The 21,548-nt window shown below is 36.1% G+C and carries 19 protein-coding genes and 2 pseudogenes; 15 read left to right on the top strand and 6 right to left on the bottom strand.

The window, feature by feature from the left end; genetic code table 11:
* Positions 1-26 precede the first annotated feature (26 nt).
* From IPK35_18165 to IPK35_18155, 3 genes are all read left to right on the top strand, one after another.
* The gene (locus tag IPK35_18165; GenBank protein ID MBK8055139.1) at positions 27-1,232 is read left to right on the top strand and encodes a polysaccharide biosynthesis protein; all 1,206 of its coding nucleotides are present in this window, start codon (positions 27-29) and stop codon (positions 1,230-1,232) included.
* A 172-nt stretch (positions 1,233-1,404) separates the two neighbouring features.
* Positions 1,405-1,767: a four helix bundle protein gene (locus IPK35_18160; protein ID MBK8055138.1), complete on the top strand. Its 363-nt coding sequence runs from the start codon at positions 1,405-1,407 to the stop codon at positions 1,765-1,767.
* 170 nt (positions 1,768-1,937) lie between these two features.
* Positions 1,938-2,609: a sugar transferase gene (locus IPK35_18155; protein ID MBK8055137.1), complete on the top strand. Its 672-nt coding sequence runs from the start codon at positions 1,938-1,940 to the stop codon at positions 2,607-2,609.
* 268 nt (positions 2,610-2,877) lie between these two features.
* Here IPK35_18155 and IPK35_18150 read toward each other — a convergent pair whose 3' ends face one another.
* From IPK35_18150 to IPK35_18130, 5 genes are all read right to left on the bottom strand, one after another.
* The gene (locus IPK35_18150; GenBank protein MBK8055136.1) at positions 2,878-4,134 is read right to left on the bottom strand and encodes an IS110 family transposase; all 1,257 of its coding nucleotides are present in this window, start codon (positions 4,132-4,134) and stop codon (positions 2,878-2,880) included.
* Positions 4,135-4,558: 424 nt separating this feature from the next.
* On the bottom strand, positions 4,559-4,813 hold the full coding sequence (locus IPK35_18145; GenBank protein ID MBK8055135.1) for a hypothetical protein: 255 nt from the start codon (positions 4,811-4,813) through the stop codon (positions 4,559-4,561).
* Between the two features lie 120 nt (positions 4,814-4,933).
* Positions 4,934-5,284 (bottom strand): IS110 family transposase, encoded by a 351-nt coding sequence (locus tag IPK35_18140; protein MBK8055134.1) that lies wholly within the window; start codon positions 5,282-5,284, stop codon positions 4,934-4,936.
* On the bottom strand, positions 5,281-5,643 hold the full coding sequence (locus IPK35_18135) for a hypothetical protein (protein MBK8055133.1): 363 nt from the start codon (positions 5,641-5,643) through the stop codon (positions 5,281-5,283). Before IPK35_18135 ends, IPK35_18140 begins: the two co-directional genes overlap by 4 nt.
* Positions 5,601-5,939 carry a hypothetical protein gene (locus IPK35_18130; protein MBK8055132.1) on the bottom strand — a complete coding sequence of 113 codons (339 nt, stop codon included), beginning with the start codon at positions 5,937-5,939 and terminating at the stop codon, positions 5,601-5,603. Before IPK35_18130 ends, IPK35_18135 begins: the two co-directional genes overlap by 43 nt.
* A gap of 1,872 nt (positions 5,940-7,811) precedes the next feature.
* On the opposite strand from IPK35_18130, the pseudogene ltrA (IPK35_18125) reads away from it, so the two are divergent.
* Together ltrA (IPK35_18125) and IPK35_18120 are read left to right on the top strand one after the other, a co-directional pair.
* Positions 7,812-9,046, top strand: a pseudogene (ltrA, locus tag IPK35_18125) (group II intron reverse transcriptase/maturase).
* A gap of 704 nt (positions 9,047-9,750) precedes the next feature.
* A complete protein-coding gene (locus IPK35_18120; protein ID MBK8055131.1) occupies positions 9,751-10,956 on the top strand; it encodes an ATP-binding protein in 1,206 nt (401 codons plus the stop codon).
* Positions 10,957-11,055: 99 nt separating this feature from the next.
* On the opposite strand, the gene IPK35_18115 is transcribed toward IPK35_18120, so the two are convergent.
* Positions 11,056-11,202: a hypothetical protein gene (locus tag IPK35_18115; GenBank protein ID MBK8055130.1), complete on the bottom strand. Its 147-nt coding sequence runs from the start codon at positions 11,200-11,202 to the stop codon at positions 11,056-11,058.
* A 385-nt stretch (positions 11,203-11,587) separates the two neighbouring features.
* Here IPK35_18115 and IPK35_18110 point away from each other — a divergent pair, with 385 nt between their 5' ends.
* The 10 genes and pseudogenes from IPK35_18110 (at position 11,588) to IPK35_18065 (ending at position 21,139) form a co-directional block, all read left to right on the top strand.
* Positions 11,588-11,809 carry a hypothetical protein gene (locus IPK35_18110; protein ID MBK8055129.1) on the top strand — a complete coding sequence of 74 codons (222 nt, stop codon included), beginning with the start codon at positions 11,588-11,590 and terminating at the stop codon, positions 11,807-11,809.
* Positions 11,800-12,170 (top strand): annotated as a pseudogene (locus IPK35_18105) (PIN domain-containing protein). Before IPK35_18110 ends, IPK35_18105 begins: the two are co-directional and overlap by 10 nt.
* A gap of 674 nt (positions 12,171-12,844) precedes the next feature.
* On the top strand, positions 12,845-13,495 hold the full coding sequence (locus tag IPK35_18100) for a nucleotidyl transferase AbiEii/AbiGii toxin family protein (GenBank protein ID MBK8055128.1): 651 nt from the start codon (positions 12,845-12,847) through the stop codon (positions 13,493-13,495).
* A gap of 963 nt (positions 13,496-14,458) precedes the next feature.
* The gene (locus tag IPK35_18095) at positions 14,459-15,106 is read left to right on the top strand and encodes a Uma2 family endonuclease (GenBank protein MBK8055127.1); all 648 of its coding nucleotides are present in this window, start codon (positions 14,459-14,461) and stop codon (positions 15,104-15,106) included.
* 1,705 nt (positions 15,107-16,811) lie between these two features.
* Entirely contained in the window at positions 16,812-17,039 is a 228-nt protein-coding gene (locus tag IPK35_18090) for a hypothetical protein (GenBank protein ID MBK8055126.1), read from the top strand.
* 949 nt (positions 17,040-17,988) lie between these two features.
* Positions 17,989-19,224, top strand: a complete 1,236-nt coding sequence (gene ltrA / locus IPK35_18085; protein MBK8055125.1) for a group II intron reverse transcriptase/maturase — start codon at positions 17,989-17,991, stop codon at positions 19,222-19,224.
* A 361-nt stretch (positions 19,225-19,585) separates the two neighbouring features.
* Positions 19,586-19,807, top strand: coding sequence for a hypothetical protein (locus tag IPK35_18080; protein MBK8055124.1), 222 nt, complete (start codon positions 19,586-19,588; stop codon positions 19,805-19,807).
* Between the two features lie 157 nt (positions 19,808-19,964).
* Positions 19,965-20,270 (top strand): PIN domain-containing protein, encoded by a 306-nt coding sequence (locus tag IPK35_18075; GenBank protein ID MBK8055123.1) that lies wholly within the window; start codon positions 19,965-19,967, stop codon positions 20,268-20,270.
* A 256-nt stretch (positions 20,271-20,526) separates the two neighbouring features.
* Positions 20,527-20,766 carry a DUF433 domain-containing protein gene (locus IPK35_18070; GenBank protein MBK8055122.1) on the top strand — a complete coding sequence of 80 codons (240 nt, stop codon included), beginning with the start codon at positions 20,527-20,529 and terminating at the stop codon, positions 20,764-20,766.
* A gap of 7 nt (positions 20,767-20,773) precedes the next feature.
* The gene (locus IPK35_18065) at positions 20,774-21,139 is read left to right on the top strand and encodes a DUF5615 family PIN-like protein (GenBank protein ID MBK8055121.1); all 366 of its coding nucleotides are present in this window, start codon (positions 20,774-20,776) and stop codon (positions 21,137-21,139) included.
* Positions 21,140-21,548 lie beyond the last annotated feature (409 nt).

Genomic DNA, 21,548 nt, shown 5'->3' with positions numbered 1-21,548 from the left:
CCATTAAAACACTTACACACATGCACATCATTGACATACCACAATTCATAAAAACTCACATCACTAAAAGGGATAAAAGCCTTTTTGAAAACGATATAAATCAATATCAAGACCAATTAACAGCCAATATAAAGGGTAAGTCAGTTCTTGTCATTGGTGGTGCAGGTACGATAGGCTCTTCCTATATCAAAGCGATCTTAAACTTTGAGCCAGCAAGACTTTATGTGGTGGATACCAATGAAAATGGATTGACGGAACTCACTCGTGATCTAAGATCAAAACATGGACAATACATTCCTGAAGATTACAAAACTTATCCGATGAATTTTGGGGATGAAGTATTCCGTAAGATGTTTGTCAATGAAGGACCTTTCCATATAGTAGCTAATTTTGCAGCGCACAAACACGTCAGAAGTGAGAAAGATCATTACTCCATCGAAGCGATGATAGACAATAATGTCTTTAAAGCCAAGGAGTTTTTGGATTTACTTGTGACATATAAGCCTGAGCATTTCTTTTGTGTCTCTACCGACAAAGCAGCTAATCCTGTGAATGTCATGGGAGCGAGCAAAAAACTCATGGAAGAAGTCATCATGGCTTATAGCAGTGATATCAAAATCACCACAGCAAGATTTGCCAATGTTGCTTTTAGTAATGGCAGTCTTTTGGATGGATACATACAGCGATTATTCAAAAAGCAACCTATTTCATGTCCTTCAGATGTGAAAAGATTTTTTGTTTCGCCAGAAGAAAGTGGACAGATATGTATGTTGGCTTGTATTTTGGGTGCAAGTGGAGAGATTTATTTTCCAAAATTAGAAGAAGACCAAATGGTCAATTTCAAGGATATCACATTAGACTTTTTTAAAGAAATGGCCATACCTGTAGTGGAATGTATAAGTGATGATGATGCAAGAAATAAAGCAACGAGTATGTCTATAGAAGATCCACATCCCGTTTATTTTTTTACGTCCGACACTTCGGGTGAGAAGCTTTATGAGGAGTTTTACACTGATACTGATGAAGTGGATATGATCAAATATGAAGGAATGGGTGTGATCAAAAATGCAGTGAAACCTAGTAAGACACAAATAGAAAACTGCATCAAAGAGTTACAAATGTTGATGCAATCAGACGCTTATGACAAATCAGCTATCGTATCATTAATGAAAAAGCATTTGCCTGATTTTGAGCATATAGAAACGGGAAAGAGTTTAGATCAAAAGATGTAGGGTTGAGATAGTAGCTGAGCTGGTAGCAATGAGCTGATAGCTGGTAGCAATGAGTTGGTAGCAAGTTGTGAAGAGTTAGTAGCTGGTAGTTAGTAGTAGGTAGCCCCAACGATCTAACCCCTACGAACTTAATCACTAAGAACAAACTAAAACAAAGAATAAAAACAAAAAAATGGAAGAAAAATTTGATTTTGAAAATCTGATTGCGTGGCAGAAAGCCATAGAATTTGTTGACTTGATCCTAGAGAAAACAGATAAATTTTATAACAGCAAAGGTAACTTTAGGCTAAGAGAACAATTGGATGCGTGTTCATCTTCAATTCCAATGAATATTGCTGAAGGTAAAGGAAGATTTTCGAAAAAGGAATTTAAACAGTTTTTATATTACTCCAGGGGCTCAATAAATGAAACTGTTACAGTCTTGCTTCTCTTGCAGAAAAGAACATGGTTGAGTATGGCTGATTATATATTATTAAAACAAAAAGCAATGGAATTGTCTAAAATATTAAACGGGTTGATAAATTCATTGAAGTAGATAGTTAGTAGCTGGTAGCACTTAGTAGGTAGTTCCCCAACGGGCTATGAGCTAATCCCTACGAACTACGATCAAACCCCTACGAGTTAAACCTATCGACGATCTAACCCCTACGAACTACGATCTAAAACCTACGATCTAACCCCTACGAGCTTAAAACCTTAAATCACATGTACCTATTTATAAAACGTTTTTTTGACATCCTTGCATCATTACTAGCTTTAATTGTATTATCACCATTATTGATTCCGATAGCTATTGGGTTGAAATTGACAGGAGAAGGATATATTTGGTATTTTCAGGAGCGGGTAGGCTTTAAAAATAAGCTCTTTAGTATTTATAAGTTTGCCACTATGCTAAAAGATAGTCCCAATATGGCCGGTGGATTGATCACAACAAAAAGAGATCCTAGGTTGACACCGCTGGGTGGTTTTTTAAGGAGCACAAAAATAAATGAATTGCCGCAACTGCTCAACATCTTGAATGGTGATATGAGTGTAGTTGGACCAAGACCAGTCATGCAAAAAAGTTTTGACGCCTATCCTATAGAAGTACAAAAAGTCATATATAATGTAAAACCTGGACTAACGGGTATCGGGTCAATTATATTCCGGGATGAAGAGACATTGATTACCGAAGTAAGAGATAATGGTGGCGATACATGGGACTTTTACCAGAATAAAATTTATCCTTTCAAAGGTGAAGTAGAGCAATGGTACCAAGAGCATCAAAGTTTTTATACTGACCTAATTTGTATATTCCTCACCGCTTGGAACATTATTTTTCCAAAATCGGAGTTGATTTATAAAGTGTTTAAGACCTTGCCGAAGAGGCCGTTTTGAACGACGAACAATCTGAACGGTTCGAATGATTTGAACAATCTGAATGATTTGAGCGATGAATAGCGTGGGTCTTCCCTTTAGTTATACCGTTGATTTTATAATATTTGGCGGTGTTTTTTTATTACTAAGTGCAAACAAATTTATATGTTTGCTCTTGGTAATGGTTTTGATCTCGTGCGCAACTCTTCAATTGAGTTTTGAGACTCTTCCATTGCCTTTTTTATTTTATTTTCTGCTCTTCGAGAAACTGGTGCGTTTTGCATCTTTTCTAGCTCTGCCTTATAATCTGCGGTTTCTTTTCCAACTTCTCTATTTGCTGATCTGCGTCTACTGGTTTGTTTTTTTGTGTTTTAGGTTTTGATGAATCGTATGCCTCTTTGTTTGTAAGCATACCATAGATCACTCTTGTTAACTTGTTCATTATTACACCTAAAGCATCGTTATAGGTCTTACCTTTCGCTCTTTGATTTGAATATACCTCTTTAAAATAAGGGTCATACATAATCGCATTTTTAGCTACCATGTATATTGTACCCCTATATGAACTACTTCCTTTTTTGCTCATTTTAGGTTTCTTTGATATATCACCACTTGTATGGTTTTCTGGGTGTACTCCAAAATAGCAACAAAGTGATGCGGCACTGTTAAATCGATTTATATCTTCTATTTCTATGCTTAATGACACTGCTGACTCGATGCCGCAACCAGGAATTGTGACTAAGAAATCCGCTAAGTCGTTGGCTCCGTGTTTAGCAAGCTCTGATTGAAGTTCTTTGATCTGGGTGGAGAATAAGTTAATAGTTTGGGCCAATGTTTTAATATTTAGCTCAGTAAGTATCGTATTACCCGACCCTGAATCTAGCTTCACCGCTTTTTGGATGGCCTCAGCCTTCTCCATGGTTAACCCTTTGATTTTAGCCAAAGAAGCTGTTTTCGCATTTAATATCTTTGCCTTTGATGGATACTTTTGAAGTAATTTATACATGTATTTTGGCATGCCATTTTTACTAAAAGTTAAAAGACCAGGAATACAACTATACACTACTTTCTCAAGTTGGTTGATATTTCTCGTCTTTTGTTTAATAAATCCTTGTATAGTTTTGTGCATCTGTTTCGCAGTATAAAAATGTAAGGATCTAGGCTTGGCTTTCTCTAGTTCCTCATAATTTTCAGATACATGCCTAGCTATAATTTCACTACTGATGGCGTCATTAATATTGCGATGCATATTCTTTTTTGACTCATGATGTGTCCGCAACGGATTAATCCTGAACATGATGATTCGCTTATCAAAACTTACCAATTGATTATACCAATTGTTTTCATACCCACCGGTACTTTCAATAGCCAAATAAATTTTATCAATAGACAAAAGTGCCTGTGATAAGACTTTTTTGAGTTCATCAAGACCGGATTGATTATCAATAAAATTCATCCTGCGATTGGTAAATTCATTACCCTTCGAAATTAAACTGAAATCACAATAACCTTTACTTGCGTCCAGTCCTCCAAATCCAACTTTCATACATAAATTACTTTAAAATGTGTTAAAAAAAGTGTCAAGCCTTACATTCCCTTATGTTATACGATATCAATGTATCAAGTTATACCTCATGATTAAGCTTGGCGAAAGGGACACTAAAGGACGATATCTAAGTATCAAGGGGTGTTCCCCTTCAACCGCCAAGTTATAAATTATTTGTTTATCTTGAAACCATTAATTTTTAAAATGCAAACATATAAGGGATAGAGGGTAGCGTGGCCGAGCGATAAATGATTTGAACAACCGAACTTATCGAGTAATTTGAATGATTTGAACGATTCGAGTGATTTGAATGATTTGAACAATCCGAATGATTTGAGCGATGAATAGCGTGGGTCTTCCCTTTAGTTATACCGTTGATTTTATAATATTTGGCGGTGTTTTTTATTACTAAGTGCAAACAAATTTATATGTTTGCACTTGGTAATGGTTTTGATCTCGTGCGCAACTCTTCAATTGAGTTTTGAGACTCTTCCATTGCCTTTTTTATTTTATTTTCTGCTCTTCGAGAAACTGGTGCGTTTTGCATCTTTTCTAGCTCTGCCTTATAATCTGCGGTTTCTTTTTCCAACTTCTCTATTTGCTGATCTGCGTCTACTGGTTTGTTTTTTTGTTTTAGGTTTTGATGAATCGTATGCCTCTTTGTTTGTAAGCATACCATAGATCACTCTTGTTAACTTGTTCATTATTACACCTAAAGCATCGTTATAGGTCTTACCTTTCGCTCTTTGATTTGAATATACCTCTTTAAAATAAGGGTCATACATAATCGCATTTTTAGCTACCATGTATATTGTACCCCTATATGAACTACTTCCTTTTTGCTCATTTTAGGTTTCTTTGATATATCACCACTTGTATGGTTTTCTGGGTGTACTCCAAAATAGCAACAAAGTGATGCGGCACTGTTAAATCGATTTATATCTTCTATTTCTATGCTTAATGACACTGCTGACTCGATGCCGCAACCAGGAATTGTGACTAAGAAATCCGCTAAGTCGTTGGCTCCGTGTTTAGCAAGCTCTGATTGAAGTTCTTTGATCTGGGTGGAGAATAAGTTAATAGTTTGGGCCAATGTTTTAATATTTAGCTCAGTAAGTATCGTATTACCCGACCCTGAATCTAGCTTCACCGCTTTTGGATGGCCTCAGCCTTCTCCATGGTTAACCCTTTGATTTTAGCCAAAGAAGCTGTTTTCGCATTTAATATCTTTGCCTTTGATGGATACTTTTGAAGTAATTTATACATGTATTTTGGCATGCCATTTTTACTAAAAGTTAAAAGACCAGGAATACAACTATACACTACTTTCTCAAGTTGGTTGATATTTCTCGTCTTTTGTTTAATAAATCCTTGTATAGTTTTGTGCATCTGTTTCGCAGTATAAAAATGTAAGGATCTAGGCTTGGCTTTCTCTAGTTCCTCATAATTTTCAGATACATGCCTAGCTATAATTTCACTACTGATGGCGTCATTAATATTGCGATGCATATTCTTTTTGACTCATGATGTGTCCGCAACGGATTAATCCTGAACATGATGATTCGCTTATCAAAACTTACCAATTGATTATACCAATTGTTTTCATACCCACCGGTACTTTCAATAGCCAAATAAATTTTATCAATAGACAAAAGTGCCTGTGATAAGACTTTTTTGAGTTCATCAAGACCGGATTGATTATCAATAAAATTCATCCTGCGATTGGTAAATTCATTACCCTTCGAAATTAAACTGAAATCACAATAACCTTTACTTGCGTCCAGTCCTCCAAATCCAACTTTCATACATAAATTACTTTAAAATGTGTTAAAAAAAGTGTCAAGCCTTACATTCCCTTATGTTATACGATATCAATGTATCAAGTTATACCTCATGATTAAGCTTGGCGAAAGGGACACTAAAGGACGATATCTAAGTATCAAGGGGTGTTCCCCTTCAACCGCCAAGTTATAAATTATTTGTTTATCTTGAAACCATTAATTTTTAAAATGCAAACATATAAGGGATAGAGGGTAGCGTGGCCGAGCGATAAATGATTTGAACAACCGAACAACCGAATGATTTAAACGGTTCGAATGATTTGAACAATCTGAATGATTTGAGCGATGAATAGCGTGGGTCTTCCCTTTAGGGATAGAGGGTAGCGTGGCCGAGCGATAAATGATTTGAACAACCGAACAACCGAATGATTTGAACGATTCGAGTGATTTGAACAATCTGAATGATTTGAGCGATGAATAGCGTGGGTCTTCCCTTTAGGATAGAGGGTAGCGTGGCAGAGCGACGAATGAACATTATCTTGGTGGTTTGAGCGCATCCGCCGCAGCGGAGGAGCCGAAACCAAATATGAACTACGAATGATTCGAGCAAACGAATGATTTGAACAACCGAATGATTTGAACGACGAATTAAAAAGCGCGGAAACTCCCCTTAGGGGTTGGGGGCTTGTGGGGCAAGTTAGAGTGATTTGAACAACCGAATGATTTGAACAATCTGAATGATTTGAGCGATGAATAGCGAGGGTCGTCCCTTAAGGGATAGAGGGTAGCGTGGCCGAACGCCGAAAGAATATTATCTTGGTGGTTGAGCGCATCCGCCGCAGCGGAGGAGCCGAAATCACTTAATAAAAACGACATTGCCACACAATAATAAAATCTTTGCCATCTTGGCACAAAGTCACCAGGATACACCTTGTTTGTCGTAGCGTCCCGCTACGAAACCATATCCCAAGGCTTCCAGCCTGCTTAAAGAAGGGTGTTTTTGATAGTGTCCCAGGCAAGATGCCTGTTGATACTGCATAGTGGCTTCTATTTTAACTTTTTTGGTAACTATTTAGGGTCTGCTGAAAAAGTAGCATCACTCAATTTTTATAAAGCTATTGGTGTGGTTAATTGTTCAAAAAACAAGCGATAGTGAACATGAACGTAGTGTAGTGCAAAGCACCAAAGGCGGGTAAGCCTTTGACGAAGTGAACCGCTAGCGGATGGGCAGAAAAAGTGCGTCTATTGCCAATGATAAATATTTGATGTAAAGGACTGATAATCAAGGCAATAGAAAAAGCATTTTGACATGAGAGAGAACGTTGCTTCGCAATCGCCTTTTTTTGAACTAGCGTTTTTTGGTTACTTTTTGTGTGCCACGAAGGTAGGTTGGTGAAAGCCTACCATGTTATATTGAAGATGATACAACAACATGAGTGACCATGTTGCGAAGTATCGGCAAGGGATTTTAGGGTAACTTGTCAAACCGCTCTTTTCTGCAAATCGAGTAATTGAAATGTAGTAAGCGTAAAGAGAAAAGGCGTATTAAAACGTCAGGTATGATATATAGAGATGAATGCGAATGAATCGTTGATGAAACATCGAAAAAACAGAGATATGGATAAAATCGGGTTGTAAAAAGGACTCAGAGATAAGCATTGCGGACGCCTAATTACTGGCAATGTATCCATCGGTGTAAAGACGACATGACTGTATATTGGGCTTCAATATAAAACTTGGGAGAACCACATATGGCAGCGCAGAAGATGCGTTATGTGGTAGTCGGACTAAGCCATAGTAGTGCTTTAAAGGCCAATGAAAGTTGGTAATAGCGAAGGGGCTTAGGATGTGGATATTATTTAACATTAAACAACTCCGTAGAGGAGGAAGATTGAAATGGAAGTAAGAGTAAACCAAAGCATACCAATCGAACGTCAGTGGGTTACGCAGGCATATTTAAAGCTGCGTAAGGGCGGGAAAGCCGTTGGAGTAGATGAAGAAACTTGGAAGGCATTCGAAAAGAAGTTAAGTAGTAATCTCCATAGTATATGGAGCCGACTGGCTTCAGGAAGCTACCATCCAAGTGCAGTTAGAGAAGTAGAAATCCCAAAGAAAGACGGAACGAAGCGCAAGTTGGGTATTCCTACAATACGAGACAGAATCAGTCAACAAGTAGTGAAGGAATATATGGAAAGTCGCATAGATGGAATTTTTCACCAAGATAGTTATGGTTATCGCCCATTAAAGAGCGCACATCAAGCATTACAAACAGTAATTAAGAATTGCTATCAATATGATTGGGTGATAGACATGGATATCAGTAAATTCTTCGATGAGATAGACCATGAAATCATGCTAAAGGCAGTAGCACATGTTATGCCTGAGAAATGGGTATTGATGTATGTTAAAAGATGGTTAGAAATGCCAATCCAAGACAAAGATGGAAGTATAAGGAATAAGGAAGGCAAAGGCACTCCACAAGGCGGAGTTATAAGCCCTTTATTAGCAAACTTATATCTGCACTTTACATTAGATAAATGGTTTGACAAAAACCATCCTGATGTAAGATTTGTAAGATATGCGGATGATGTAGTAGTCCACTGTAAAAGTGAACGACAAGCACAACATATACTTACACAAATCAAGCAACGTCTCGGAGAAGTGAAACTAAGCATCAAAGAAAGCAAAACAAAGATAGCCTATTGCAAAGATTATCGACGGAAAGCAAACCATGAACATGTAACATTTGATTTTCTGGGCTTTAGCTTTAAACCTTCCAAGATGATAATGAAAGACAAACAAATCTTGTTAGGATTCTTAGGAGACATCAGCAAAAGCAGTAAGAAAAGATAATGGAAGAGTTTCGAATTAATAAAGCGATGAAACATACTGATTTAGAAATACAGGACATTGCAGCAAGAATAAATAGCAAATTGATTGGATGGACAAATTATTATGGTCTCTTCACAAAACGTGGACTAAACACCTGCTTTTATAATTTTAATAAACGGATATTGAAGTGGATTAGAAAGAAGTATAAAACAGGGTCAAAAGAAGCGTTGAACATGTATGAAATGATAAGAAAAGAAAAGCCAGAGCTTTTCTATCATTGGTCAAAAGGGTATTGTTGAAAAGGTTTTAACCGCATCAAGAGCCGTGTGAAGGGAGATCTTCAAGCACGGTTCCGTGAGAGGCTTGTGGGTGAAACTCCCGCTTGCCTACTCGACTTCTGGGTAAGCATTCCAAAGGAATATGTGAGAGCAAAAGATGCAAAAAAGTGACTACCGTCCGCATAGGACAATGTTAAATCAAAGTGCAAAGGTTTTACTCATTATACATCAAAAAACCTTGCACTTGTATAAAAATATAATTGAATAAAATATTGAAATTCAGCAACATATAATATATTCAGCAAACACTATTTAGGTATATGCTTTCAAATCACAAAAATCAGTTAATTTTTCGTCAGATGAATCTACTTTTTGAGTTAATAGCAGCGCTATTGACGAAAAAAGAGCTGAAATATCACGGAAAATGAACATTTTTTGACTGAAATTGATCATACCTAAATAGTTACGATAAACATATGACTTCTCCCCTAAAGGCACTCTGACCAATTATATTTAGCAACTATTTATATAATCAGCAGGTGTTAAATAATAATTAAATTGCTGAATACATACTGCAATATTTTATGATAATTAGTGAATATAATAAGCATAATACTTTGTAAAACGCCGTATTGATATATAATGCTGAATTAATTCAATAAAATATTGTATGTAATGTTGAATATGTACAGCAATTTATAGTTCTTTGTGATAAATTTATAAATTTGAATCAAGAGATTTACGAAAAGTTATTATCAAATCAACTTGAAATTTTAAATCAAGTGTCTGATAAGTTACGAAGAACTGTACTTGACCACATCGAATGGCAAGATAAGTTAATAATTTTAGCTGGTGCAAGAGGTGTTGGTAAAACAACTATAATGCTACAGCGATTAAATGAAATTATGGATGGTGGCATAAAGGTATTGTATATATCTATGGACGACATCACCGTTTCAAATTTAACATTGATAGAAATAGCCAAATACCATTTGGATAATGGAGGGTCACATATTTTGATTGATGAAATACATAAATATAACAATTGGAGTCAAGAGCTGAAGAATATCTATGATAGATACAAAAGCTTGTTCGTGGTAGTTACGGGTTCATCTATTTTAGAAATAAATGAAGGGCAAGCTGATTTAAGTCGTAGAGCAGTGAAGTATTCTATTTCTGGGTTTTCATTGAGAGAGTTTATTAATATTGAGTCAAAGCAAAATTTTCAGCCCTACAGTTTGTCTGAAATTATTGAGAATCATGAGCAAATTTGCAGGCAAATCAATAAACTTATCAATCCGTTACCTTTTTTTAACGAATATAATCAATACGGATACTATCCATTTTACTTAGAAGGGAAGAGGTCCTATTTTAGAAAATTAAATAGCGCCATCAACCATATGATTGAGGTTGATTTAGTACAAATTACTAAAATGGATGTATCAAAATTGCCCAAGATAAAAAAGCTTCTCTACTGGCTGGCATCTACCTCACCATATGAGCCCAATATAAGTAAACTAAGCTCAGCACTAGAACTAGACAGAAATACCGTCATTCATTACTTATCATATTTGGACAAGGCAGAGTTGACAAAGTCAGTATGGTCAGCAACAAGGACAGTGGGCCATTTATCCAAACCTGATAAGATCTATCTTCAGAATGCAAATCTATTTTTTCTATCAGCTTCAAAACCGGATATTGGCACCATACGAGAGTGTTTTTTTGTCCATTGTATTTCGCACGAACACAATGTTTCCATTCCTAATAAAGGCGATTTTTTTGTTGATGAAAAATATACCTTCGAAATAGGAGGAAAATCTAAAGGATATAAGCAAATATCATCAATTCCAGGTAGTTTTATAGTTTCAGACGATATTAACTATAGTGTTGGAAATAAAATTCCTCTTTGGCTATTTGGATTTTTGAAATAAGCCAACCTTAATGTCAAAACTCAAGTAGTTATTTTTAAATTGCATCAGATGGTAGAACTTCTTTTCGAGATTTCTGAAACAATGGATATCGATAACTTCTTAAGTTTTGTAAAAGTAAATTTCTAAGCACTTGCGGAAAAGTTTGTCGTAGCGTCCCGCTACGATACCATATCCCAAGGCTTCCAGCCTGCTTAAAGAAGTATATTCTTGACAATATCTCAGGCAAGATGCCTGTTGATACTGCATAGTGGCTTTTATTTTAACTTTTTTGGTAACTATTTAGGTATATGCTTTCAAATCACAAAAATCAGATAATTTTTCGTAAGATGAAGTGATTTTCGTAAAAAATTGACCTACGAAAGGTCAATGTAGAAAATTACCGAAACCAACTGGATTTCGGCATCAACATAAAATAGCAGCGCTATTGACGAAAAAAGAGCTGAAATATCACGGAAAATTAGCATTTTTTGATTGAAATTGATCATACCTAAATAGTTACCTTTTTTGACTGGATAGCTCTAAAGTGATTCAGGGCTACTTTTCCTATTATTACTAAGGTCTAGGGTTGGTCTTTTTTTGAAACTAATCTGACATACAATATGTTTATTGATTAATATTATAATTTATTTTGATGATGATGGATACCATAAAATTAAATAAACGTACAAGACTTGATGGTAAGTTATCTATAGAATTTCAAACGCCTTTTATGGATAAGGACATTGAAGTTATTCTGAAAATCAATGAAATACAAAAATCGATTAAGCCTGATTTCAGTGATTTAATTGGTCAATTGGAATGGTCAAAAGATGCACTTTCGTCTCAAAAAGAAATTAGGGCTGAATGGGATTAAAAGTTGTGCTTGATACGAATGCGATCATTGCATTATTGCGAGGGAGTACGGTATAACTGAGTTAGTAGGTAAGGCTGACCATGTATGTATATCTGTAATTTCCAGGCTTGAATTTTTAGCTTTTGAGGGGTTGTCACAAAAAGATAAAGCGGTTTTTTTGAAATTTTGTGAAAGGATCCATATTCATGAATTAAATGCAAATGATCACGAATTAATGGAGCTAATAATTGTGATCAAGAAAAGATATAAATTAAAATTACCTGATGCCATTATAGCAGCAACAGCAATTATAAAGGATGCTGTTTTGATTACTAAGGATAAAGATTTCTCCAATATAGTAGAACTTAAGGTTCATTTGTAATTGAATATTAGTAGATTCTTTTCCAATAATGAATTGGAGCCACTTTTCAGAATCAATTTATGTTACTTTGGTATCTGTGTTTCGCTACGATACCATATCGCAAGCCTTCCAGTCAGCTTAAAGAAAGGTGTTTTTGTTAGTGTCCCAGGCAAGATGCCTGTTGATATTGCATCGTTATAAATAAAATATGACGAACTGGTGGTGAAAAAAACTTTTTTTTGTAAAAAATTGTTTGAATCAGGTAAATCTTTTAATCATGGATACTCAGCTGTTAGTTAATTAGAAAATTTGTTCTATACCATACTTGTATCTGAACAATTTACTTTAAAGGAATGTTAATTTGTATGTTAATTTTATTCTTTTAAATGTAATTTAATTCACTTTGATACCGACTAAAAGTATCCTCATCCAAGCGCTCTGCGATAATAATTTATTGTGGAGTTATGATCCAAGCCAGTTGAAAAAACTGAGTGACGATATAATTATTGAACATACTTTGCAATATGGAGGAGTGTCGGAGTTAAAATTATTATTTGTCTGCTATTCCTCATCACAGATTATTGATGTCTGGAAAAACACGCTTCTGCAAGATAGAAGATATGATAAACTAAACTACTACTTGGCATTGTTTTATTTCAAAATACCCAACACAAAAAGTTGGCTACAAGCTCAATATGGTGAAAGAACCCACCCTCGCAAGTTTAGCCTACCTACTGCCTAGTACAAGTGATGTATTATTAAGACTTTCAGATTTTGAATTCATTTCAGAGTTTACCTTAGTAGGCGGCTCTTGTTTGACTTTATACCTCAATCATAGACTGAGTGAAGATTTAGATTTCTTTAGTCCGAAAGATAGTCTTCCTAAAAAAGATATTTTTAATGCATTGCGTAATTTTAAGAATGCCAAAATCATTAATGAAAGTAATAGTCAAATGGATTTAATAATTGAGGGAGTGAAAGTTACTTTTTTTGCAAATAATTGGGATGCTTTGATGGAAAGAAAACAATTTAAAAATTCCATATACATTGCCACATTGAACCTTATGATGGGTTTAAAAGTAAATACCTTATTTTTAAGGGCCAAATATAGAGATTATTATGACATTTATTGCATTTCGAAAAGTGGATACCCAATAGACCAAATTTATACCATAGCGCACGGATATTTGCCGACGCTATCTCCAAAATTATTTCAAATGGCATTAATATATACTGATGATATTCTGGATGATTCTGTTGCTCATTTGAAGCCGTCTTATAAAATTAATAAATTAAAAATAGGCTTGTATTTTCAGAAATTAATCCGTAATTGGTTAGAAAAATAGCACCGAAATCTTAAATGAAATGCAGTTTTGATTCGTCAACTGCACGTGATGCAAAAAAGCTTTGCCGCTTATCCTATCGATGTGCAAAAAGTCATTTATAATGTATAACCCGGCCTTACAGGAATTGGGTTTATCATATTCAGCGATGAAGAAACGGTCATCACCCAAATAAGGGACCAAGGCGGCGACATCTGGGATTTCTACACCCTTAAAATCTACCATCTCAAAGGTGAAGTAGAACATTGGTACCAAGAGCATCAAAGTTTATATACCGATTTTATGTGTATCTTTTTGACGGCATGGGTGATCATCTTTCCAAAGTCAGAGTTGATATATAAGGTGTTTAAGACCTTGCCGAAGAGGCCGTTTTGAACGACGACCAATCTGAACGGTTCGAATAATTTGAACAATCTGAATGATTTGAGCGATGAATAGCGTGGGTCTTCCCTTTAGGGATAGAGGGTAGCGCGGCCGAGCAACGAATGATTTGAATAACCGAACTTATCAATTAATTTGAATGATTTGAACGGTTCGAATAATTTGAACAATCTGAATGATTTGAGCGACAAATAGCGTGGGTCTTCCCTTTAGGGATAGAGGGTAGCACGGCCGAGCAACGAATGATTTGAACAATCTGAATGATTTGAACGACGAATTAAAAAGCGCGGGAACTCCCCTTAGGGGTTGGGGGCCTGTGGGGCAATTTTGAATGACGAATTTTCAGACATATGACCGTATATTACATTTGACAATTTGCAATAATTCTACTAAAGACTTGTTTTATAGTGAACAGAAAATATTCTGCGAAAAATTTTAACCATAATTTGATATAAATTAAATAATTATGATTTTGAATTTTTACAATGAATTTTCTATTTGGTATAATATTTCCGGATACTTATTTTAACATTCTAAAGTGAACTTTTTTGTAGAAATTTGCATTTAAATACTAAATTGTAAGTCGTGAAGGCACTTTTAGCACCGCTCAAAAAACAACCCAATCTTCGTCATCTTATTGATGAGTTAGAATCTTATTGGGTAGAAGAACAAAACAGAAGGCTTGATTTTTACAATTGGGTGGATCCAAGTATGAAGGCAGAATTTATAGATGGTGAGATCATCGTGCATTCTCCCGTGATCAAAATGCATAATGATATCACAAAAAATCTGCTTATCATTCTCGAGCACTTTAACATCATCAATGAGTTAGGTTTTCTAGGAGTAGAAAAAATAATGTGTCGTTTTACGCGAAATGATTATGAACCGGATTTGTGTTTTTTCCTACATGAAAATCATCCCAGTTTTAGGAGTGACCAAACTATATTTCCCGTACCTGACTTCATCATCGAGATTCTTTCCAAAAGTACTGAAGATCGTGATCGTGGTGTCAAGTTTCAAGATTATCAGATGCATGGAGTGAAAGAATATTGGATCATAGACCCAGATGCCGAAACAATAGAACAATATATCAATCAAGGAGACCATTTTCAATTAACAACAAAAAATGCAGACGGTAACATTGACTGTTTTGTTTTCAAAGATTTTTCCATACCCACAAAGGTAGTTTTTAATAATAAGAAAGTATTTGATTTTATTAATTCCTTGAAATGACGAATATTTTTGTAAGCAAAATTATTTGAGCGACGAAAAACTGCCTTCATCTACCTTTATTTCACTACAGTAGACAGGTTGCATTTCAGAAGTCAAGTCCGAACGACGAATGATTTGAGCGAAGAAAAGCGTGGGTCTTCCCTTTAGGGACAGAGGGTAGCGTGGCCGAGCGATGAATTATTTGAGCGACGAAAAACTGCCTTCATCTACCTTTATTTCACTACAGTAGACAGGTTGCATTTCAGAAGTCAAGTCCGAACGACGAATGATTTGAGCGAAGAAAAGCGTGGGTCTTCCTTTTAGGGACAGAGGGTAGCGTGGCCGAGCGATGAATTATTTGAGCGACGAAAAACTGCCTTCATCTACCTTTATTTCACTATAGTAGACAGGTTGCATTTCAGCAGTCAAGTCCGAACGACGAATGATTTGAGCGATGAAGAGCGTGGGTCTTCCCTTTAGGGATAGAGGGGTAGCGTGGCCGAACGACGAATGATTTGAACAACCGAACGATTCGAGTGATTTGAATGATTTGAGCGAAGAAAAGCGTGGGTCTTCCCTTTAGGGACAGAGGGTAGCGTGGCAGAGCGATGAATGATTTGAACAACCGAACGATTCGAGTGATTTGAACAATCTGAATGATTCGAACGATGAATAGCGAGGGTCGTCCCTTTAGGGATAGAGGGTAGCGTGGCCGAACGATGAATGATTTGAACAACCGAACTTATCGAGTAATTTGAATGATTTGAACGATTCGAGTGATTTGAATGATTTGAACAATCTGAATGATTCGAACGATGAATAGCGTGGGTCGTCCCTTTAGTTAGAGGGTAGCGTGGCCGAGCGATGAATGATTTGAACAACCGAACTCATCGAGTAATTTGAATGATTTGAACGATTCGAGTGATTTGAATGATTTGAACAATCTGAATGATTCGAACGATGAATAGCGTGGGTCGTCCCTTTAGGGATAGAGGGTAGCGTGGCCGAGCGATGAATGATTTGAACAACCGAACTCATCGAGTAATTTGAATGATTTGAACGGTTCGAATGATTTCAGCGATGTCTCAGGCAAGGATGCCTGTGGATATTGCATCGAAGCGAGGATGAATGATTTGAGCGATGAATAGCGTGGGTCTTCCCTTTAGGGATAGAGGGTAGCGTGGCAGAGCGACGAATGAACATTATCTTGGTGGTTGAGCGCATCCGCCGCGGCTGAAGAGTCGCGCTGTACTGAGCGCAAGAAAATGGAGCCGAAGTAAAACCACATGAACGACGAATGATTTGAACGATGAATAGCGTGGGTCTTCCCTTTAGGATAGAGGGTAGCGTGGCCGAACGCCGAAAGAATATTATCTTTGTGGTTGAGCGCATCCGCCGCAGCGGAGGAGCCGCGCTGTACTGAGCGCAATATAATGGAGCCGAAGTGAAACCGCTTAAGGAAGATTGTTTTTGAAGTTTTGTTTCATGAATCAAGACTGCAAGTTTGTCATACCTTCCCGCTACGATACCATATCACAAGGTTTCAAGCCTGATAAAGAAGGATATTCTTGTTAATGACTCAGGTAAGGTGCCTGTTGGATACTGCATAGTAACCAAAAGGGTAGGATGAACAACGGTTTTAGGATTTTAGTATCCCAAAGGGAACTATAAAGAATGAAAATTACTTTATTATATATATCTTATTTCACTTAAAAATTATTTAGTAATGGATACATTGCAAATTCCGGAAAAGTCCAAAAATTTTACTCCATTACAGTTGGAATTGTTGAAGTTATATGCAAATAATCCACCTGAAGAAGAATTGATGGACATTAAAAGATTAATTGAGCAATATTACTCAAAAAAGCTAAGTACTCTGGCAGATGAAAATGCAAAAGAACATGAGTGGTCAGAGGCCACTATAGAAAGCATTCTAAATGATACCAATCAATAATCTGTTTTAATTTTAAGGTAAGCAAATTATAGTGAAACTGAAACCTCACATACTTCAGCAAGATTCCTACATAGACCATTTGATAATAGTCCACCATTCCAAGACTTTGGACAATGTGGTATCTAACTAGGGTCTGCTGAAAAAGTAGCATCACTCAATTTTTATAAAGCTATTGGTGTGGTTAATTGTTCAAAAAACAAGCGATAGTGAACATGAACGTAGTGTAGTGCAAAGCACCAAAGGCGGGTAAGCCTTTGACGAAGTGAACCGCTAGCGGATGGGCAGAAAAAGTGCGTCTATTGCCAATGATAAATATTTGATGTAAAGGACAGATAATCAAGGCAATAGAAAAAGCATTTTGACATGAGAGAGAACGTTGCTTCGCAATCGCCTTTTTTTGAACTAGCGTTTTTTGGTTACTTTTTGTGTGCCATGAGGGTAGGTTGGTGAAAGCCTACCATGTTAAATTGAAGATGATACAACAACATGAGTGACCATGTTGCGAAGTATCGGCAAGGGATTTTAGGGTAACTTGTCAAACCGCTCTTTTCTGCAAATCGAGTGATTGAAATGTAGTAAGCGTTAAGAGAAAAGGCGTATTAAAACGTCAGGTATGATATATAGAGATGAATGCGAATGAATCGTTGATGAAACATCGAAAAAACAGAGATATGGATAAAATCGGGTTGTAAAAAGGACTCAGAGATAAGCATTGCGGACGCCTAATTACTGGCAATGTATCCATCGGTGTAAAGACGACATGAATGTATATTGGGCTTCAATATAAAACTTGGGAGAACCACATTTGGCAGCGCGGAAGATGCGTTATATGGTAGTCGGACTAAGTCATAGTAGTGCTTTAAAGGCCAATGAAAGTTGGTAATAGCGAAGGGCTTAGGATGTGGATATTATTTAACATTAAACAACTCCGTAGAGGAGGAAGATTGAAATGGAAGTAAGAGTAAACCAAAGCATACCAATCGAACGTCAGTGGGTTACGCAGGCATATTTAAAGCTGCGTAAGGGCGGGAAAGCCGTTGGAGTAGATGAAGAAACTTGGAAGGCATTCGAAAAGAAGTTAAGTAGTAATCTCCATAGTATATGGAGCCGACTGGCTTCAGGAAGCTACCATCCAAGTGCAGTTAGAGAAGTAGAAATCCCAAAGAAAGACGGAACGAAGCGCAAGTTGGGTATTCCTACAATACGAGACAGAATCAGTCAACAAGTAGTGAAGGAATATATGGAAAGTCGCATAGATGGAATTTTTCACCAAGATAGTTATGGTTATCGCCCATTAAAGAGCGCACATCAAGCATTACAAACAGTAATTAAGAATTGCTATCAATATGATTGGGTGATAGACATGGATATCAGTAAATTCTTCGATGAGATAGACCATGAAATCATGCTAAAGGCAGTAGCACATGTTATGCCTGAGAAATGGGTATTGATGTATGTTAAAAGATGGTTAGAAATGCCAATCCAAGACAAAGATGGAAGTATAAGGAATAAGGAAGGCAAAGGCACTCCACAAGGCGGAGTTATAAGCCCTTTATTAGCAAACTTATATCTGCACTTTACATTAGATAAATGGTTTGACAAAAACCATCCTGATGTAAGATTTGTAAGATATGCGGATGATGTAGTAGTCCACTGTAAAAGTGAACGACAAGCACAACATATACTTACACAAATCAAGCAACGTCTCGGAGAAGTGAAACTAAGCATCAAAGAAAGCAAAACAAAGATAGCCTATTGCAAAGATTATCGACGGAAAGCAAACCATGAACATGTAACATTTGATTTTCTGGGCTTTAGCTTTAAACCTTCCAAGATGATAATGAAAGACAAACAAATCTTGTTAGGATTCTTAGGAGACATCAGCAAAAGCAGTAAGAAAAAGATAATGGAAGAGTTTCGAATTAATAAAGCGATGAAACATACTGATTTAGAAATACAGGACATTGCAGCAAGAATAAATAGCAAATTGATTGGATGGACAAATTATTATGGTCTCTTCACAAAACGTGGACTAAACACCTGCTTTTATAATTTTAATAAACGGATATTGAAGTGGATTAGAAAGAAGTATAAAACAGGGTCAAAAGAAGCGTTGAACATGTATGAAATGATAAGAAAAGAAAAGCCAGAGCTTTTCTATCATTGGTCAAAAGGGTATTGTTGAAAAGGTTTTAACCGCATCAAGAGCCGTGTGAAGGGAGATCTTCAAGCACGGTTCCGTGAGAGGCTTGCGGGTGAAACTCCCGCTTGCCTACTCGACTTCTGGGCAAGCATTCCAAAGGAATATGTGAGAGCAAAAGATGCAAAAAAGTGACTGCCGTCCGCATAGGACAATGTTAAATCAAAGTGCAAAGGTTTTACTCATTACACATCAAAAAACCTTGCACTTGTATAAAAATATAATTGAATAAAATTTTGAAATTCAGCAACATATAATATATTCAGCAAACACTAACTAACTAATCCTATTACTTGAAACTAATCATAAACCCATTATGTTTAATGAATTATACAAAATTGTTTAGATGATGATGGATACCATAAAATTAAACAAACGAACAGCGCCTAATGGTAAGTTGTTGATTGAATACCAAACTTCTTTTTTGGACAAGGACATAGAGGTTGTTTTGAAAATTAAAGAAGTTGATACATCTATAAAGCCTGATTTTAGTGATTTGATCGGTCAATTGGAATGGTCAAAAGATGCACTTTCGTCTCAAAAAGAAATTAGGGATGAATGGGATTAAAAGTTGTGCTTGATACGAATGCGATCATTGCATTATTGCGAGGGGAGTACAGTATAATTGAGTTAGTATACTAAACAGATAATTGATTGCAAAAATTTATAATCATAATTGTTTAATTTACAATACATTATGATTTAAATTTTTCGAAGAATATTTTCTGTTCACTATAAATAAGGCTGACCATGTATGTATATCTGTAATTTCCAGGCTTGAATTTTTAGCTTTTGAAGGGTTGTCACAAAAAGATAAAGCGGTTTTTTTGAAATTTTGTGAAAGGATCCATATTCATAAATTAAATGCAAATGATCACGAATTAATGGAGCTAATAATTGTGATCAAGAAAAGATATAAATTAAAATTACCTGGTGCCATTATAGCAGCAACAGCAATTATAAAGGATGCTGTTTTGATTACTAAGGATAAAGATTTCTCCAATATAGTAGAACTTAAGGTTCATTTGTAATTGAATATTAGTAGATTCTTTTCCAATAATGAATTGGAGCCACTTTACAGAATCAATTTATGTTACTTTGGTATCTGTGTCCCGCTACGATACCATATCACAATGCTTCCAGCCTGCTTAAAGAAAGGTGTTTTTGTTAGTGTCCCAGGCAAGATGCCTGTTGATATTGCATCGTAGTAAGGAAAATAAGACGAACGGGTGATGAAAAAAACTTTTTTTTGTAAAAAATTGTTTGAATCAGGTAAATCTTTTAATCATGGATGCTCAGCTGTTAGAAAGAATAACGATCAATAAAGGAGTTTGTAATGGTAAACCTACTATCAGGAATATGCGATTTACCGTAAGCCAATTACTTGAATTGCTCGCAGCCGGAATGAAAACAAATGAAATTTTGGAAGATTACGATTATTTAGAAGAAGAAGATATTCGAGCTACCTTAATTTATGCTGCTCTACTAAGTAATCCTCAATCTGTTATTCCTATCGTTGCAGCCTGAATAAAGCATGATCGGAAAGTACAAATGGATTATTGATACTCAATTACCACCTAAGCTAATCAATATTTTTATTGATTTAGGTCATGATGCAGTTCACACAAGCTCATATTCCGATGGAATATTCATGTCAGACACAGAAATTCGGAAATTAGCACTGTTAGAAAACAGAATAATAGTCACTAAAGATAATGATTTTTACAATAGTCATTTTAAAGACGCGAAGATGCCTTCTGTTTTGTATTTAAAAATCGGTAATATTTCAAATAAAGACTTAATATCTTTAATTAAAAATAATTTGTCTACTATAGTTTTAGCATTTGACCAAGAAGCAAGACTCATTATGATAGAAGGTTCAAATTTATATGTGTTTTAATCAAAATTAATATGACTTGCTCAAAGCATATTGTTTTTTTGGACTGTTTTTTATACAAGATGCCTGTTGGAAACTGCATCGTAGCGAGGACGCTACGACGAACGGGGGGTTATTCCTATCGTTGCAGCCTGAATAAAGCATGATCCATTCAACCACCGTGGATGAAGTCCTTCCCTTTTAAGGATGACTGAATGGTTGCAAAGCAAATTGAGTGAACGATTTCACTCAATAATGAAGGAACCACAAACAACGGCTTGTGGATGCAATTAGTTGGGATGGGTAAAAACACGTCGGTCATAGACCGTTTGATAATAGTCCACGATTCCAAGACTTCGGACAACGTGGGGCTTCAGGCAAGGATGCCTATGGATACAGCATCGTAGCGAGGACGCTACGACGAACGGGTTTT

It is taken from the genome of Saprospiraceae bacterium, assembly GCA_016713025.1.
GTDB lineage: Bacteria > Bacteroidota > Bacteroidia > Chitinophagales > Saprospiraceae > OLB9.
The sequence above is the reverse complement of the archived record's forward strand: the minus strand, read 5'-3'. Positions and strand labels throughout refer to the sequence as shown.